General features: G+C 59.5%; 15 protein-coding genes. 14 read left to right on the top strand and 1 reads right to left on the bottom strand.

Going from position 1 to position 17,557, the window contains the following annotated elements:
- Nucleotides 1-113 precede the first annotated feature (113 nt).
- The 10 genes from bioF (at nt 114) to QMX93_RS23920 (ending at nt 13,704) form a co-directional block, all read left to right on the top strand.
- Nucleotides 114-1,292 carry an 8-amino-7-oxononanoate synthase gene (bioF, locus tag QMX93_RS23965; protein WP_282358201.1) on the top strand — a complete coding sequence of 393 codons (1,179 nt, stop codon included), beginning with the start codon at nt 114-116 and terminating at the stop codon, nt 1,290-1,292.
- Nucleotides 1,285-2,016: an alpha/beta fold hydrolase gene (locus QMX93_RS23960; RefSeq protein WP_282358199.1), complete on the top strand. Its 732-nt coding sequence runs from the start codon at nt 1,285-1,287 to the stop codon at nt 2,014-2,016. Before bioF ends, QMX93_RS23960 begins: the two co-directional genes overlap by 8 nt.
- Complete coding sequence (bioC, locus tag QMX93_RS23955) at nt 2,009-2,818, top strand: malonyl-ACP O-methyltransferase BioC (protein WP_282358198.1); 810 nt, start codon at nt 2,009-2,011, stop codon at nt 2,816-2,818. Before QMX93_RS23960 ends, bioC begins: the two co-directional genes overlap by 8 nt.
- Nucleotides 2,815-3,495, top strand: a complete 681-nt coding sequence (gene bioD / locus QMX93_RS23950) for a dethiobiotin synthase (RefSeq protein ID WP_064388198.1) — start codon at nt 2,815-2,817, stop codon at nt 3,493-3,495. The genes bioC and bioD overlap by 4 nt, the downstream gene beginning before the upstream one ends.
- Before the next feature lie 107 nt (nt 3,496-3,602).
- Entirely contained in the window at nt 3,603-3,899 is a 297-nt protein-coding gene (locus QMX93_RS23945; protein ID WP_053124459.1) for a hypothetical protein, read from the top strand.
- A 275-nt stretch (nt 3,900-4,174) separates the two neighbouring features.
- Nucleotides 4,175-5,980, top strand: coding sequence for an acyl-CoA dehydrogenase C-terminal domain-containing protein (locus tag QMX93_RS23940; RefSeq protein WP_212545004.1), 1,806 nt, complete (start codon nt 4,175-4,177; stop codon nt 5,978-5,980).
- Nucleotides 5,981-6,251: 271 nt separating this feature from the next.
- On the top strand, nt 6,252-8,354 hold the full coding sequence (locus QMX93_RS23935; RefSeq protein ID WP_282358197.1) for a cytochrome c peroxidase: 2,103 nt from the start codon (nt 6,252-6,254) through the stop codon (nt 8,352-8,354).
- A 196-nt stretch (nt 8,355-8,550) separates the two neighbouring features.
- Nucleotides 8,551-9,840: a GGDEF domain-containing protein gene (locus QMX93_RS23930; RefSeq protein WP_053124452.1), complete on the top strand. Its 1,290-nt coding sequence runs from the start codon at nt 8,551-8,553 to the stop codon at nt 9,838-9,840.
- 90 nt (nt 9,841-9,930) lie between these two features.
- Entirely contained in the window at nt 9,931-11,727 is a 1,797-nt protein-coding gene (locus tag QMX93_RS23925; RefSeq protein ID WP_282358196.1) for an acyl-CoA dehydrogenase C-terminal domain-containing protein, read from the top strand.
- 198 nt (nt 11,728-11,925) lie between these two features.
- Entirely contained in the window at nt 11,926-13,704 is a 1,779-nt protein-coding gene (locus tag QMX93_RS23920; protein WP_282358195.1) for an acyl-CoA dehydrogenase C-terminal domain-containing protein, read from the top strand.
- 227 nt (nt 13,705-13,931) lie between these two features.
- On the opposite strand, the gene QMX93_RS23915 is transcribed toward QMX93_RS23920, so the two are convergent.
- Nucleotides 13,932-14,846: a LysR family transcriptional regulator gene (locus QMX93_RS23915; protein WP_053124445.1), complete on the bottom strand. Its 915-nt coding sequence runs from the start codon at nt 14,844-14,846 to the stop codon at nt 13,932-13,934.
- 169 nt (nt 14,847-15,015) lie between these two features.
- On the opposite strand from QMX93_RS23915, the gene QMX93_RS23910 reads away from it, so the two are divergent.
- From QMX93_RS23910 to QMX93_RS23895, 4 genes are all read left to right on the top strand, one after another.
- A complete protein-coding gene (locus QMX93_RS23910; protein WP_282358194.1) occupies nt 15,016-16,299 on the top strand; it encodes an aminotransferase class III-fold pyridoxal phosphate-dependent enzyme in 1,284 nt (427 codons plus the stop codon).
- Nucleotides 16,300-16,553: 254 nt separating this feature from the next.
- On the top strand, nt 16,554-16,910 hold the full coding sequence (locus QMX93_RS23905; protein WP_282358200.1) for a type II toxin-antitoxin system RelE/ParE family toxin: 357 nt from the start codon (nt 16,554-16,556) through the stop codon (nt 16,908-16,910).
- Nucleotides 16,903-17,223, top strand: coding sequence for a DNA-binding transcriptional regulator (locus QMX93_RS23900; protein WP_053124440.1), 321 nt, complete (start codon nt 16,903-16,905; stop codon nt 17,221-17,223). Before QMX93_RS23905 ends, QMX93_RS23900 begins: the two co-directional genes overlap by 8 nt.
- Nucleotides 17,224-17,319: 96 nt before the next feature.
- Nucleotides 17,320-17,478, top strand: coding sequence for a YqaE/Pmp3 family membrane protein (locus QMX93_RS23895; RefSeq protein ID WP_003228885.1), 159 nt, complete (start codon nt 17,320-17,322; stop codon nt 17,476-17,478).
- Nucleotides 17,479-17,557 lie beyond the last annotated feature (79 nt).

The following is a 17,557-nucleotide window of genomic DNA, read 5'->3' as shown; positions in this document are numbered from 1 at the left end:
GGCTTGCTCGCGAAAGCGTCAGTCCAGTCAACATCACCGTTGAATGTCAGACCGCATTCGCGAGCAAGCCCGCTCCCACAGGGAATCTGTGTCACTTGAAAGTCGAGGCCTGCATGTCTTTCGATCTCGCCGCACGCCTTGCTGCCCGTCGTGCCGAAAATCTCTATCGCCAGCGCCCGCTGCTCGAATCCCCGCAGGGGCCGGAAGTGGTGGTCGATGGCCAACCGTTGCTGGCCTTCTGCAACAACGATTACCTCGGTCTGGCCAACCACCCGCAAGTCATCGAAGCCTGGCGCGCCGGTGCCGAACGCTGGGGCGTCGGTGGCGGTGCCTCGCACTTGGTGATCGGCCACAGCACCCCGCACCACGCCCTCGAAGAAGCCTTGGCCGACCTCACCGGTCGCCCGCGTGCGCTGCTGTTCACTACCGGCTACATGGCCAACCTCGGCGCGGTCACCGCGCTGGTCGGGCAGGGCGATTCGGTGCTGGAAGACCGCCTCAATCATGCTTCATTGCTGGACGCCGGTCTGCTGTCCGGCGCGCGTTTCAATCGCTATCTGCACAATGACGCCGAAAGCCTGGCCAAGCGCCTGGAGAAAGCCACCGGCAATACGCTGGTGGTCACCGACGGTGTGTTCAGCATGGACGGCGATCTGGCCGACTTGCCGGCTCTCGCCCGCGAAACCAAGGCCAAAGGCGCGTGGCTGATGGTCGATGACGCGCACGGTTTCGGCCCGCTCGGCGCGAATGGCGGCGGCATCGTCGAACACTTCGGTTTAAGTCAGGAGGATGTACCGGTGTTGGTCGGCACCCTCGGCAAAGCCTTCGGCACGGCTGGCGCTTTCGTCGTCGGCAGCGAGGAACTGATCGAAAGCCTGATCCAGTTCGCCCGCCCATACATCTACACCACCAGCCAGCCACCGGCGCTGGCGTGCGCAACGCTGAAAAGTCTGGAGTTGCTGCGCACTGAACACTGGCGCCGCGAGCATCTGCAGACGCTGATCCGCCAGTTCCGCCGTGGCGCCGAGCAGATCGGTCTGGAACTGATGGACAGCTTCACGCCGATCCAGCCGATCATGATTGGCGATGCTGGGCGTGCGGTGCGTTTGTCGCAGATGTTGCGCGAGCGCGGGCTGATGGTTACTGCGATTCGTCCGCCCACCGTGCCCGCCGGCAGTGCGCGTTTGCGCGTGACCCTGACCGCTGCGCACAGCGAGGCGCAGGTGCAGCTATTGTTAGAAGGACTGGCCGATTGCTTTGCCCAACTCTCGTCGGAGCCAAGCCATGCGTGATCGCCTGATTCTGCTGCCCGGCTGGGGCCTCGGCGTGTCGCCGATGGAGCCTCTGGCCGCTGCGTTGCAAGGCCTCGATCAACATCTGAAAGTCGACATCGAGCCGCTGCCGGAACTGGATTCCAGTGACCTGCAAGACTGGCTCGACGAACTCGATGAAAGCATTCCTCAGGATGTGTGGCTCGGCGGCTGGTCGCTGGGCGGCATGCTCGCGTCCGAGTTGGCGGCGCGGCGTGGTGAGCATTGCTGCGGGTTACTGACATTAGCGAGCAATCCTTCTTTCGTAGCCCATGAGCAGTGGCCGAGTGCGATGGCGGGCGAGACCTTCGACGCGTTTCTCGCCGGTTGCCAGGCCGACTCGCGCACCACTCTTAAACGGTTTTCGCTGCTGTGTGCTCAGGGCGCGCAAGACCCGCGCGGCCTGTCGCGATTGCTGCTCGGCGGTGCGCCGAATACCGCGCCGTCAGCATTGATGGCCGGGCTGGAATTGCTCGCACAGATCGACACCCGCGATGCGCTGCAGGCGTTTCGTGGGCCGCAGTTGCATCTGTTTGGCGGGCAGGACGCGCTGGTGCCGGCGGAAGCAGCGGGAGAATTGTTCACTTTGTTGCCGGATATTGAAATTGGTCTGATCGAACAGGCCAGTCATGCGTTTCTTCTGGAAGACCCCCACGGACTGGCGGGCGCGATCCAGGCTTTTTTACATGAGTGCGGTGATGACTGATTTGTCTCTTGTGCTGCCTGGCGGCTTGCCTGACAAGCGTCAGGTCGCAGCCTCTTTTTCGCGTGCAGCGGCCAGTTACGACAGTGTCGCCGAGTTGCAACGTGATGTCGGTACACAGTTGATTCAGCGTTTGCCAACGGATTTTGTCCCGGCGCGCTGGCTGGATCTCGGTTGCGGCACCGGTTATTTCACCCGCGCGCTGGCTTCGCGGTTTGCCGAGGGCCACGGGCTGGCACTGGACATCGCCGAGGGCATGCTCGATCACGCGCGGCCATTGGGCGGCGCCGAGCATTTCATCGCCGGTGATGCGGAGCGGTTGCCGTTGCAGGATTCGACCTGCGATCTGATCTTCTCCAGCCTCGCGGTGCAGTGGTGTGCGGATTTCGAGGCGGTGCTCAGCGAAGCCTTTCGCGTGCTGAAACCGGGCGGAATTTTTGCGTTTGCTAGTCTTTGTGTAGGGACGTTGTTTGAGTTGCGCGACAGTTGGCGGCAGGTCGACGGGATGGTGCACGTCAACCGCTTCCGCGAGTTCGCCCGTTATGAACAATTGTCTGCAGCGAGTGGCTTGCGCACGCTGAGTCTGCAGAATCAGGCGCATGTGCTGCATTACCCGGATGTGCGCAGCCTGACCCATGAATTGAAAGCGTTGGGTGCGCACAATCTGAATCCGGGGCGACCGGGCGGTTTGACCGGGCGCGCGCGGATTCTTGGGTTGGTCGAAGCTTACGAGCAGTTCCGTGAGGCGTCGGGATTGCCGGCGACTTATCAGGTGGTCTACGCCGTGTTGGAGAAACCCGTATGAGCGCAGCCTATTTCATCACCGGAACCGATACCGATGTCGGCAAGACCACGGTGGCCGCCGGGTTGCTGCACGCGGCGCGCTCGGCCGGGCTGAGCACGGCGGCGGGCAAACCGGTGGCTTCTGGCTGCGAAGTGACGCCCAAGGGTTTGCGCAACTCTGACGCACTCGCGCTGCTGGCCGAGTGTTCGGTGCCGCTGACTTATCAACAGGTCAATCCGGTGGCGTTCGAGCCGGCGATCGCTCCGCATCTGGCGGCGCGTGAAGCGGGTGTGGCGTTGACCGTGCAATCGCTGCTGGCGCCGATGCGCGAGATTCTGGCGATGAATGCCGATTTCACTCTGATCGAAGGTGCAGGTGGCTGGCGCGTGCCGTTGGCCGATCAGGATAATTTGTCGGATCTGGCGATTGCGCTGAAGCTGCCGGTGATTCTGGTGGTCGGCGTGCGCTTGGGCTGCATCAGTCATGCGCTGCTGACGGCTGAGGCGATTGCCCGGGATGGTCTGCAACTGGCGGGGTGGGTGGCGAACATCATCGATCCGAAGACGTCGCGGCTGGAGGAGAATCTGGCGACATTGGCTGAGCGGATCCCGGCGCCGTGTTTGGGCCGGGTGCCGAAACTCAAGGCGTTGAGCGCAGAGGCGGTGGCCGATCATCTGCAACTGGATTTGCTCGACTAAGTTTTTCACTATGAGCAGGCACTGTGCTATTAGTGTTTTTGACGGGCGTTTTTCTGGCGCGTCTGCTTCAATGGCAGCGATTGATCCTTCCCAAGGATGAGACCGTTATGGAAATCTCCGGAAACACAGCTTTTTATGCGGGCCTGAGCTCGATTCAGAGCGGACAGAACCGTGTGGATCAGGCTGCCAGCCAGATCGCCAACACCACCATCGAACGTTCGGTCACCAGCCAGTCCTCGGAAGCTCAGGTTGATCGTCTGCGTGGCGTCGACCGCAGCCAGCAAATGGATCCCGGCAGCGACATGGTGCAGATGGCGCAGGGCAAATTCCAAGTGGACCTGGGCGCGAAGGTCGTCAAGGCATCCGACGAAGTGCTCGGTACGATCATCGATACGTTCGCCTGAATACCTCTTCACCTGCCTTCTGAACGCCGCGCCTTGTCGCGGCGTTTTTCGTTGTAAGTCCTTCTCCCTCAACTAATCTTTTTTCAGCGCCCGTGGCTCGTTCGAGTCCATGGCGGTTTGCTGTGTCCGGCGTTTGAAAGCTGCGATGACGAACGGCAAAAGATCGACGCTTGACAAGATTTCGGCGTAAACGTATGTTTCAAACAACTGTTTGACCGTCACAACAAATCAACACGGTCGTTCATTCCCGGTTACATCAGCAGAGGTTTATCGCTATGCCTGACTACAAGGCCCCCTTGCGTGATATTCGCTTCGTTCGTGACGAGCTGCTCGGCTACGAAGCGCACTATCAGAGCCTTCCGGCTTGCGCAGACGCGACTCCGGACATGGTTGACGCCATTCTCGAAGAAGGCGCCAAGTTTTGTGAGCAGGTACTGGCACCGCTGAACCGCGTGGGCGACCTCGAAGGTTGCACCTGGAGCGAGTCCGGTGTGAAAACCCCGACCGGCTTCAAAGAGGCTTACAAGCAATTCGTTGAAGGCGGCTGGCCAAGCCTTGCTCACGACGTTGAGCACGGTGGCCAAGGCCTGCCGGAGTCGCTGGGTCTGGCCGTGAGCGAAATGGTTGGCGAAGCCAACTGGTCGTGGGGCATGTACCCAGGCCTGTCGCACGGCGCGATGAACACCATCTCCGAGCACGGCACGCCAGAGCAGCAAGAAGCCTATCTGACCAAACTGGTCTCCGGCGAATGGACCGGCACCATGTGCCTGACCGAACCGCACTGCGGCACCGACCTGGGCATGCTGCGCACCAAGGCCGAACCTCAGGCCGACGGTTCCTACAAGGTTTCCGGCACCAAGATCTTCATCTCGGCCGGTGAACACGACATGGCCGACAACATCGTCCACATCGTGCTGGCCCGCCTGCCGGACGCACCGGCTGGCACCAAAGGCATCTCGCTGTTTATCGTTCCAAAGTTCATGCCGAACGCTGATGGCACCGTTGGTGAGCGAAACGCAGTGACCTGCGGTTCGCTGGAACACAAGATGGGCATCCACGGCAACGCCACTTGCGTGATGAACTTCGACGGCGCTACCGGTTACCTGATCGGCCCGGCGAATAAAGGCCTGAACTGCATGTTCACCTTTATGAACACCGCACGTCTGGGTACCGCGCTGCAAGGTCTGGCCCACGCCGAAATCGGTTTCCAGGGCGGCCTGAAATACGCTCGCGATCGTCTGCAAATGCGCTCGCTGACTGGCCCGAAAGCGCCGGAAAAAGCTGCCGACCCGATCATCGTGCACCCTGACGTACGCCGCATGCTGTTGACCATGAAGGCGTTCGCCGAAGGCAACCGTGCGATGGTGTACTTCACCGCCAAACAGGTCGACATCGTCAAATACGGCGTCGATGAAGAAGAGAAGAAGAAAGCCGACGCACTGCTGGCCTTCATGACTCCGATCGCTAAAGCGTTCATGACCGAAGTCGGTTTCGAATCCGCTAACCACGGCGTTCAGATCTACGGCGGCCACGGCTTCATCGCCGAGTGGGGCATGGAGCAGAACGTTCGCGACAGCCGCATTTCGATGCTGTACGAAGGCACCACCGGTATCCAGGCTCTCGACCTGCTGGGCCGTAAAGTGCTGATGACTCAAGGCGAGGCTCTGAAAGGCTTCACCAAGATCGTCCACAAGTTCTGCCAGACCAACGAAGGCAACGAAGCCGTTGCAGAATTCGTTGCACCGCTGGCGGCAATCAACAAGGAATGGGGCGAGCTGACCATGAAGGTCGGTATGGCTGCCATGAAAGATCGCGAAGAAGTCGGCGCGGCCTCCGTGGACTACCTGATGTACTCCGGTTATGCCTGCCTGGCTTACTTCTGGGCCGACATGGCCCGTCTGGCAGCTGCGAAGCTGGCAGAAGGCACTGGCGACGCAGCGTTCTACACCGCCAAGCTGCAAACCGCGCGCTTCTACTTCCAGCGCATCCTGCCGCGTACCCGTACGCACGTGGCCACCATGCTGTCGGGCGCCAACAACCTGATGGACATGAAAGAAGAAGACTTCGCGCTGGGCTACTAAGCCTTAACGCAGTCTCCTGAAAAACCGCTGTACCTTCGGGTGCAGCGGTTTTTTAGCGCTGGATTTGTCCCCAACTCTGGGGACGTTTCCCCAGCAGAAACGGTGAGCTGAAATCGCGCGGCCCCAGCGTTTATTGATTCAAAATGTTTCACGGAAGGATGGCCAATTAATTGCACTGCGCTGATTGACCGGCGCTCACGAGAAATCCTCTGCTGTTCCACGACACCTCTCGCCCGGCGACTTCATGACAACAACCGTCAGGGTGAAGCACATGAACATCAGTCGACTTGTCTGGCTACCCCTCGCACTCGCAGCTTCCGGCCCAATGGCCGCAACGCCCGCCGAAGTGGATCCGCCGGTACCGGAAGTGCCGCGCCTGCAGTCGCTGCGCGGCATGCTGCCGCCCGATCCGTCGGGGACAGAAGGCGGGCGCAAGGTCGACTTGATGACCGACTACGTGCTCAACCGCTCCGCCGCGATTCTGCTCGGTAAAGCGCTGTTCTGGGACATGGAGGTCGGCAGCGATGGCGCCACCGCGTGCGCGTCCTGCCACTACCACGCCGGCGCCGATCACCGCATCACCAACCAGCTCAACCCCGGCCAGGCGCACACCAACGCCAACGTCGCCTCGATTTTCAACAAGCCCTTTGTGGCCTCCGACATCCCCGGTGACGTAGCGTCCTACGCGACCTTGTCCGGCGGCAAGGGCGGGCCGAACTACATGCTGAAGAAAACCGACTTTCCGACTCACGTGCTAAGTAATCCACTGGATCGCAACTCGCCGATCGTTTATTCGACTGACGATGTGGTCGGCTCCCAAGGCGTATTCGACGCCAATTTCGTCAAACCCAATCAGCCACGTTTCGACAAATGCACTCAGCAGCCCGATGGCATCTTTCAAGTTGGCGGCATCAATGTGCGCCGCAGCACCGGGCGTAACGCGCCGTCGGTGATCAACGCGGCGTTCAACGTGCGTAACTTCTGGGATGGCCGCGCGAATAACGTGTTCAACGGTTTTTCACCGTTCGGCAATCGCGATCCCGATGCCGGGATTTACGTAACCGCCGAACGCAGTACCGTGGCCAGCAAAGTCCGACTGGCACTGAACGACGCTTCCGCCGCATCGCAAGCGGTGGGCCCGCCCGGTAGCGGGGTGGAAATGTCCTGTGGCGGCCGCACCTTCGCCGACATTGGGCGACGCATGCTCGATCAGTTAATGCTCAAGCAACAACGGATTTCCTCCAACGATTCAGTACTCGCTTCAGTTTCCGGCGCGCGGCGTCCGACCTATCGCGAGCTGATCAAGAACGCCTTCCAGCCACGCCTGTGGAACGCCACGCAAAACGTGCTGGTGGGCGGTGCGCCGTACACACAGATGGAGGCCAATTTTCCCTTGTTCTTCGGTCTGGCGATTCAGCTGTACGAATCCACGCTGATCTCCGATCAAGCGCCGATCGATGCCTACCTGCAGGGCGATTCAACCGCAATGAACGCGCAGCAAGTCGAAGGCATGAACCTGTTCCTCAACAAGGGCAAATGCGTCAACTGCCACGGCGGCCCGGAGCTGACCAACGCTGCCAGCCGTTTGCTGATGCACCCGCGTGAACGCATCGAGCGCATGGTCATGGCCGACAACCTCACCACGCTCTACGACAACGGCTTCTACAACACCGGCGTGCGCCCGACCTCCGAAGACCTGGCGCTTGGCGGGTCAGATGCGTGGGGCAATCCATGGTCGTTCAGCCGTCAGTACAACAAGTTGCTGCAGGGCGGCAGCATCCCTGATCCGCTGGACGTCGATGTCTGCACCTTTGAAGCACCGCTAAGCGCCGCGATCCCCTGCGACGCCACGCTCAAACCTAACGTCAACTTCCGCGATTCGGTCGATGGCGCTTTCAAGACGCCGACCCTGCGCAACATCGCGCTGACCGGGCCGTACTTTCACAACGGCAGCCGCTCGACGCTCAAGCAAGTGATGGAGTTCTACAACCGTGGTGGCGACCGCCGTGGTGAGGATGCCAACAACACCAGCGGTTTCGAACACCCGTCGGCCAGTCAGCACAACACCTCGAACCTCGATCCGGACATGACCAACCTCAACCTGACCCCGGACGAGATCGATGCACTGGTGAAATTCATGGAAGTCGGCCTGACCGATCCGCGCGTGGCCTGGGAGCGGGCGCCCTTCGATCATCCATCGCTGGTCATTCCGCAGGGCCATGTCGGTGATGAAAATGCGGTAACCCAACGTCCGGCCAGTCCGAAGGTCACGACTCGCCAGGCAGCGGATGCTTCGCTCAATCTCAAGCCATACGGTGCCGAAGGGCGCAGCCCGGCGGAGGGCCCATTGCTGCCGTTCTACAACGATCTTTGAGGGGGATTTTCTGGGCTGGCCATCAGTAATGATGGCCAACACGTCGAGCAAGGTAAAAAACTGAGCAAATCGCTCAGAATCCCAGGCCTTCTGCCGTTAAAGAGACTGCATGTGATCTGGATCACATTGTGTGTGCTTAACTGCATGCATTGCAGGCACAATGCCATTACTTTGCCAGACGGTCGGAGCTTTACCCTTGCCGCGTTCTTCCGCTGTACGTTTCAGTCATTTCCTACCCTCACTGCTGTTGTTACTTGCGGGGTTGGCGGCTGCGTACGTCAAAGACCTCAACGTATTCTTCACTTCGCTGTTCAACGTGTTGCCGACGTTGGTGCTGTTGCTGGGCGGGGCTTATTGCGCGGTTTACCGCCGCCAGCGCGAACTGTTTCTGATGCTCACGGTGTACATCGCCTACTTTCTGCTCGACACCCAGACCGACTATTACCGCGACAACGGCAAGGTGCGCGACGACGCTGCCGTTGTGTTTCATCTGGTCTGCTTGCTGCTGCCGTTGTTGTTCGGTCTGTTCGCGGCGTGGCAGGAGCGCACGCACCTGTTTCAGGACATGGTCGCGCGCTTCGCCGTTTTACTCGCCTTCGGCAGCGTCGCATTGGGGCTTGAGCAAAGTTATCCCCAGGCGTTACTGATCTGGCTTTCCGAGATTCGCTGGCCGGCACTGCATGGCGCATGGATGAGCCTGATCCAGCTCTCCTATCCAGTGTTCATCTCTGCATTCCTGCTGCTGGCGTGGCAATACTGGCGCAACCCGCGTCCGTTGCACGCGGCGCAATTGGTCGGTTTGCTCGGTGTGTTCTGGATGCTGCCGAAAACTTTCATCCTGCCGTTCACCCTGAACATCATGTGCAGCCAGGTGATGTTGATGATCGCCGCTGCCGTTGCGCACGAGGCTTATCAAATGGCCTTCCGCGACGAGTTGACTGGTTTGCCGGGACGCCGCGCGCTCAACGAACGCATGCAGCGCCTCGGGCGCAACTATGTGCTGGCGATGAGCGACGTCGACCACTTCAAGAAATTCAACGACACCCACGGCCACGATGTCGGCGACCAAGTGTTGCGTCTGGTCGCCAGCAAGCTGTCGAAAATCAGCGGTGGCGGTAGGGCGTATCGCTATGGCGGTGAGGAATTCGCCTTGGTGTTCGCAGGTAAAACCCTTGAGGAGTGTATGCCGCACCTGGAAGTGATCCGCGAATCGATTGCGTCCTACAACATTCAACTGCGCAATCAGGAAAACCGTCCGCAGGATGATCAGCAAGGCCGCCAGCGTCGTGCCGGTTCCGGTGCGTCGAGTGTGTCGGTGACGGTGAGCATCGGCGTCGCCGAACGTCTGGAACAACGCACGCCGGAGCAAGTCTTGAAATCCGCCGACGAAGCGCTCTACAGCGCCAAAGGTGCAGGGCGAAACTGCGTCGTCGCATTCGGCCAGAACCGCCGTGGCGCGGTGCGCATGGGCACGGCCGCAGGTTGAGTGATGACGGCGCATTCAGCGTCTGCACAATGATTGTGGGGCGTGTTGGTCGGCAGTAGGTTGAAGCAATCTGCTGACGGAGAAGCCACCATGCCTGAGTACAAAGCCCCGCTGCGCGACATGCGCTTTCTGATCGATCACGTCTTCGACTTCCACGCCAACTACGCCGCCCTCGGCGCGGATGACGCGAGCCCGGACATGATCAACGCGATCCTCGAAGAGGGCGCGAAGTTCTGTGAGAACGTTCTGGCACCGCTCAATCGCAGCGGTGACGAAGAGGGCTGCCATTTCGACAATGGCGTGGTGACAACGCCTACAGGCTTCAAGGAAGCTTTCGCACAATACGTCGACGGCGGCTGGCACGGTCTGGCGGCGGATCCGGTGTATGGCGGTCAAGGCCTGCCGAGTTCGCTGGGGCTGGTGATCAGCGAGATGGTCGGCTCCAGCAACACCTCGTGGGGCATGTACCCGGGCCTGACCCACGGCGCGATGTCGGCGATTCACGCTCACGGCACCGCCGAGCAGAAAGAAACCTACCTGAGCAAACTCACCGCCGGTCAATGGACCGGCACCATGTGCCTGACCGAAGCGCATTGCGGCACTGATCTGGGCATCATCAAGACCCGCGCCGTGCCTCAGGCTGATGGCAGTTACGCGGTCACCGGCAGCAAGATTTTCATCTCCGCCGGCGAGCACGACATGAGCGACAACATCATCCATCTGGTGTTGGCCAAACTTCCGGACGCACCGGCCGGAACCAAGGGCATTTCGTTGTTTATCGTGCCGAAATTCCTCGCCGATACGGCGGGTGAGGCGGGCGAGCGCAACGGCGTGTCCTGCGGTTCGATCGAACACAAAATGGGCATCAAGGCCTCGGCCACTTGCGTGCTCAACTTCGACGGCGCCAAGGGCTTCTTGATCGGCGAGCCGAACAAGGGCCTCAACTGCATGTTCACCATGATGAACCACGCACGACTCGGCACCGGCATGCAGGGTCTGTGTCTGGGCGAGGCGAGTTTCCAGGGCGCGATCAAATACGCCAACGACCGCTTGCAGATGCGCTCGTTGACCGGCGCTAAAGCACCGGACAAAGCCGCCGATCCGATCATCGTCCACCCGGACGTGCGGCGCATGTTGCTGACCATGAAAGCCTTCAACGAAGGCAACCGCGCGCTGACCTATTTCACTGCGCAACTGCTCGATACCGCGCACCTGAACAGCGATGCCGAGGCGCGTCAGGAAGCTGAAGACCTGCTGGCGTTCCTCACGCCGATCTGCAAAGCATTCATGACCGACAGCGGGCTGGAAGTGACCAACCTCGGCATGCAGATATTTGGCGGCCACGGGTTTATTCGCGAGTGGGGCATGGAGCAACTGGTGCGCGATTGCCGGATTGCGCCGATCTATGAGGGCACCAACGGCATTCAGGCGCTCGATCTGCTGGGGCGCAAGGTGCTCGGCAGTCAGGGCAAGTTGCTGCGCGGCTTTACCAAGATCGTCCACAAGTTCTGCGCGGCCAACGCCGAGCATCCGCAGTTGGGCAGTTTCGTTGCGCAGCTCAACGAGCTGAATCAGCAGTGGGGCGATCTGACCATGAAGGTCGGCATGGCGGCGATGAAGAACCCGGATGAAGTGGGCGCGGCGTCGGTGGATTATTTGATGTACAGCGGTTACATCATTCTCGGGTATCTGTGGTTGCGCATGGCGTTGGTGGCGCAGGCGCAACTGGAGGCGGGTGAGGGTGAGGCGGATTACCTGCGCGGGAAATTGGCGACGTGCGAGTTTTACTTCAAGCGACTGTTGCCGCGTACGGCGGCGCATCGGGCGGCGATTGAGGCGGGGAGTGATTGTTTGATGAAGTTGCCTGCTGAACTGTTTTTTCTGTAGGAAAAAGCAAAAGATCGCAGCCTTCGGCAGCTCCTACAGGGAATTTGGGGTTGGCGGGGCTGCGATCTTTTTTCGGTGACTAAAAATAACAAATCAGTCACTGGTTGACCCTATGTGTCGCAAAAGTTGTTGAGGTACACTCGGCCTCAACGAAAACACCCTTCACGAATAACCTGTTTAGATCTTGCGAGGTTTGCCATGGCTGACTACAAAGCGCCGCTGCGCGATATGCGCTTCGTCCTCAATGAAGTGTTCGAGGTCGCCAAACTCTGGGCCGAACTGCCGGCCCTGGCCGAGACCGTCGACGCCGAAACCGTTGAAGCCATTCTCGAAGAGGCCGGCAAGGTCACCAGCAAAAGCATCGCGCCACTGAGCCGTGCCGCTGACGAAGAGGGTTGCCACTGGGCCGACGGCGCCGTCACCACCCCTGCCGGTTTCCCACAGGCTTATCAGACTTACGCCGAAGGCGGTTGGGTCGGCGTTGGTGGTGATCCCGAATACGTCGGCATGGGCATGCCCAAAGCCGTGTCGGCGCAAGTCGAAGAAATGGTCAACTCCGCCAGCCTGTCCTTCGGTCTGTACCCGATGTTGACCGCCGGCGCCTGCCTGTCGATCAACGCCCACGCCAGCGAAGAGCTGAAAGCCGCGTACCTGCCGAACATGTACGCCGGCGTCTGGGCCGGTTCGATGTGCCTGACCGAGCCGCACGCCGGCACCGACCTGGGGATTATTCGTACAAAGGCTGAGCCTCAGGCCGACGGTTCCTACAAGGTCAGCGGCACCAAGATCTTCATCACCGGTGGTGAACACGACCTCACCGAAAACATCATTCACCTGGTGCTGGCGAAACTGCCGGACGCCCCGGCGGGGCCGAAAGGCATTTCGCTGTTCCTGGTGCCGAAGTTCATGGTCAATGCCGACGGCAGCCTCGGCGCACGCAACCCGGCGAACTGCGGTTCGATCGAACACAAAATGGGCATCCAGGCGTCTGCGACCTGCGTGATGAACTTCGACGAGGCCGTGGGTTATCTGGTCGGCGAGCCGAACAAAGGCCTCAACGCGATGTTCACCATGATGAACTACGAGCGTCTGGGCGTCGGCATCCAAGGCCTGGCGACCGGCGAGCGTTCGTACCAGAACGCCGTTGAATATGCGCGCGACCGTCTGCAAAGCCGTTCGCCGACTGGCGCGCAGAACAAAGACAAAGCCGCTGACCCGATCATCGTCCACCCGGACGTGCGGCGCATGCTGCTGACCATGAAAGCCTCGAACGAAGGCGGCCGTGCGTTCTCCACTTACGTGGCGATGCAACTCGACACCGCCAAGTTCAGCGAAGACGCCACCACCCGCAAGCGTGCGGAAGATCTGGTTGCACTGCTGACGCCGGTAGCCAAAGCGTTCCTCACCGATCTGGGTCTGGAAACCACCGTGCACGGCCAGCAGATTTTCGGCGGCCACGGCTATATCCGCGAATGGGGCCAAGAGCAATTGGTGCGCGACGTGCGCATCACCCAGATCTACGAAGGCACCAACGGCATTCAGGCACTGGATCTGGTCGGTCGCAAGATCGTCGGCAGCGGCGGCGCGTTCTACAAGCTGTTCGCTGACGAAATCCGCCACTTCACCGCCACCGCGAGCGCCGATCTGGGCGAATTCACCAAGCCACTGAACGATGCCGTCAATACCCTCGACGAGTTGACGTCGTGGGTGCTGGATCGCGCGAAAAACAACCCGAACGAAATCGGCGCGGCCTCGGTCGAATATCTGCAAGCGTTTGGCTACGTTTCCTACGCGTACATGTGGGCACTGATGGCCAAGGCCTCGCTGGGCAAAGAAACGCAGGACGATTTCTATGCGAGCAAGCTCGGCACTGCACGTTTCTACTTCGCCCGTTTGCTGCCGCGCATTCACTCGTTGAGCGCGTCGGTGAAGGCCGGTAGCGAGTCGTTGTTCCTCTTGGATGCGGCGCAATTCTGACGATGTAACGTCATGTAAGCATTTGCTTACATGACGTGCTGCTGTTCTCCCATATGCGTGGATTGGATCCACGGCTAATCTACATTTCATGGACGTCGCGCAGGAAGCGCAAAGCAACAACACGGACACGTAGGATTCTGCCAGGGTGGCGGAGTGAAATGGATGTCAGGGAAACAGTCTGCAAAGCCCCGCTTCGGCGGGGTTTTCTTTTGCCTGCAGAAAAGTGCTCAAACCAAAGGATCGAGCGGCGGCCTGACTTCGCGCTCCATCACTTCTTCCAGCAATGTCTGCAACAGCGCCAACGGCGCCTGCTGGCGCTGCACATCGCGACAGACCAGCCCAACTTTCAGCGGCACCCGTGGTTCGCTCAGCGGCTTCCACAGCAGATCCTGATCGTCGTATTCCTTCTGCGAACGCCCCGGCAGCACCGTCGCCAGTTTGGTGTGCGGCAGACTGTCGAGAATCCCCACCATATTGTTCAGCTCGGCTTGCACCTGCGGACGGCGCCCGAGGGCGGTCAGTTGTGCCTGCCAGATCTGGCGGATCTGGAATTCTTCACCCAACAGCAACATCGGCAGCTCGGCGGCCTGGCGCATCGAGACTTTCTTGAATTCGCGCAACGGATGATCTGCCGGGATCACCAGCGTCAGTTCATCTTCGTAAAGCATCACGCCATGCAAACCCGGCTGGCGCGGCGGTAGATAACTGATGCCAATATCCAGTGAGCCATTGAGCAAACGTCGCTCGATCTCCAGCCCGGTCAATTCATAAATCTGCACCACCAGATGCGGCTGCGCTTTACGGACGCGCTCAAGCATTTGCGGCACCAGACTGGTGTGAACCGTTTGCAGCACGCCGATCGCCAGCGTTCGCAGCGCCTGGCCCTTGAAGTTGCCCAACGCCTCGCGCGCCCGTTGCAAACCGTCGAGTAGCGGCAACGCGTGGTTATACAAAGTGTGCGCGGCGAGGGTGGGCAGCAGGCGTTTGCTGCTGCGTTCGAACAGAGTGACGTCGAGGTTTTGTTCGAGCTGGCGGATCTGCTGCGACAGCGCCGGTTGCGAGATCGACAGGCGTTCCGCCGCGCGGCCAACATGACCTTCTTCGTAGACCGCGACGAAATAACGCAGTTGTTTGAAATCCATAAGTAATGCTTATCGAAAGTACTGGAAAAACGAAATGGCCCGAAGCCGTCAGTGAGCCTAGTCTAACCGCATTCACAAGGCTTACAGGGCCAGAAAGCGCGATGAATAGCGTTCGCTTCGACAGTGTTTACATAGGCAGTTCAAAACACCTCAAACGAGGTTTTTTGCAATGAATCTGTTCAGTTTGCGGCGCCAGACGCCGAGTCTTGATGACCTCGCGTTCGAGGCCAATCCATCTGACCCTAACGAAAATCTCAGCGCCGAGCGCCTGATGCCCAGCGTCGAACGGCCGCAACAGGTATTCGTCCGTGGTCAGGGTTCGTGGCTATGGGACAGCAACGATCGTGCGTATCTCGACTTTTCCCAGGCCGGTGGCGCCAACAGCCTTGGTCACAGTCCTTCGGCGCTGGTCAAAGCCATCAGCAGTCAGGCGCAGGCGCTGATCAATCCCGGTTTCAATCTGCACAATCGCGGCATGCTCAGCCTCGCCGAACGCCTGTGCGCCGCGACCTCCAGCGATCAGGCTTACCTGCTCAACAGCGGTAGCGAAGCCTGTGAAGCGGCGATCAAACTGGCGCGCAAATGGGGCCAACTGCATCGCGGCGGCGCGTCGCGGATTATTGTTGCGAAGCAGGGTTGTCATGGTCGAAGTCTGGCAACGATTTCCGCCTCGGACAGCTGCAACCTGCACAACCGTTTCGCGCCGCTGCTGCCGGGTTTTGATCTGGTGCCGTTCAACGATTTACCGGCGCTGCATGCGGCGGTCGATGCGCAAACCGTGGCGATCATGCTGGAGCCGATCCAGAGCGATGCCGGTGTAATTCCAGCCACCGAGCATTACCTCAAGGGTGTCGAGCGTCTGTGCCGTGAACTGGGCATTCTGCTGATCCTCGACGAAGTGCAAACCGGCATCGGCCGCTGCGGCACGTTGCTCGCCGAACAGTCCTACGGCGTACGCGCCGATATCGTCGTGCTTGGCAAAGGGCTTGGCGGCGGTGTGCCGTTGGCCGCGTTGCTGGCACGGGGCAAAGCCTGCTGTTTCGAAGCAGGCGAACTCGGCGGCACCCATCACGGCAACGCACTGATGACAGCGGCCGGTCTGGTGGTGCTCGACAGCGTGCAAGACCGCAGCTTTCTCGAACAGATCAACGACAACGGCCAACATCTGCGCGAAGGCCTGGCCCGATTGGCGCACCGCTACGACCACTGCGAAGTGCGCGGCCAAGGCCTGTTTTACGGACTGACCCTGTCAGACGATTCCGCCGAAGCCGTCGTCCACGCCGCCCTGCACGAAGGCCTGCTGCTCAACGCTCCGCAAGCCAACTGCCTGCGCTTCACCCCGGCCCTCACCGTGAGCAAAACCAACATCGACGAAATGCTCCTGCGCCTCACCCGCGCCTTCGCCCGCGTGCGCACCGCACAACTGCAATGCCGCAAAGGGATTGCCGTCTGAGCTGAAGTTTCCTACCCGAATCAAAGAACCGTCTCGCGGTATAACGCACGCCCTACGCCTGATTCTTTTGGCGTGGGGCGTTTTTTTTGTGGCCGGGTTTTGCAGGTGGCAATTAGTCCTTGAGTGTTCGTGGTACGAATGGTTTTTTAGAAAGCGCCAGCAGGGAATGCGGGTTAAGGCCGATCGATATTTTCGAGACGGATGGCTTTGTAATCTATACCACTGGGTGGTATTTTTTTTGGGAAGGGATACCGATGTCATTCAGGCTGTTCAAAACCAAAGGTTTTGCGATACGAGCCGGCAAGGCATGGATCAGCGACGAGGAGCTTCGGGAGGCGTTTTGCCAGATGCTTGCAGGTCAGGCTGACGATCTTGGTGGTGGCGTCTGGAAGAAACGATTGAGCGCCATCCGTCATCGCTCAATTGTTTTGGCGAAGGGAGGGCGCTATTGGATCTATCAAGTGCTGTTTGCAAAGAAAGATCAGAGCAACATCACTCACACAGAACTGAAGGATTTGAGAAAGTTAGCCAAGGTATACGCGCAACTGACTGAAGAGCAGATTCGGGATTTGTTGGCGATGAAAGAGTTTGTGGAGATATTTCATGAGTAAGAAATTCAAAAGTGAAGTTTTTGAATCGATACACGAGTCAGCCAGTGCTCTTCTGGCTGTCGGAGCAATCAGCAAGGCAACCATGCGGGAGTTTGATGAGTCTTGCCTGGCAACGGTGCCAGAAGCGATCCCAGCCGATCAGATCAAGGCGCTACGCGAGCGCAATAATGTCAGCCAGCCAGTATTCGCACGGTATTTGAATACCAGTGCATCGACGATTAAACAGTGGGAATCGGGAGACAAACACCCAAGTGGGATGGCCCTCAAGCTGCTGAGTATCGTGCAGAAGCATGGGCTGAAAATTCTGGCTTAAGGCGGTGGGCAGCTATTGCACTGAACCCTGACGAACGGCGCGGGTCGATTAGCTTGTATGGCTCAGGTGAGCCAACCCCCATTCAGGAGCTGCCCCATGGATTTTATTCGGATCATCATCGCTATTTTGTTGCCGCCACTGGGTGTGTTTCTGCAGGTCGGGTTTGGCGGGGCGTTCTGGTTGAATATTCTGCTGACGTTGTGCGGGTATATTCCGGGGATCGTGCATGCGGTGTATATCATCGCCAAGCGCTGAGCCAGATGCATGCCCTGTAGGAGCTGCGGCACGCTGCGATCTTTTGATTTTGATTTGAGGATCAGGATCAAAAGATCGC

This window comes from Pseudomonas sp. PS01303 (assembly GCF_029959385.1).
In the GTDB taxonomy this organism is placed as follows: domain Bacteria; phylum Pseudomonadota; class Gammaproteobacteria; order Pseudomonadales; family Pseudomonadaceae; genus Aquipseudomonas; species Aquipseudomonas rustica.
The sequence above is the reverse complement of the archived record's forward strand: the minus strand, read 5'-3'. Positions and strand labels throughout refer to the sequence as shown.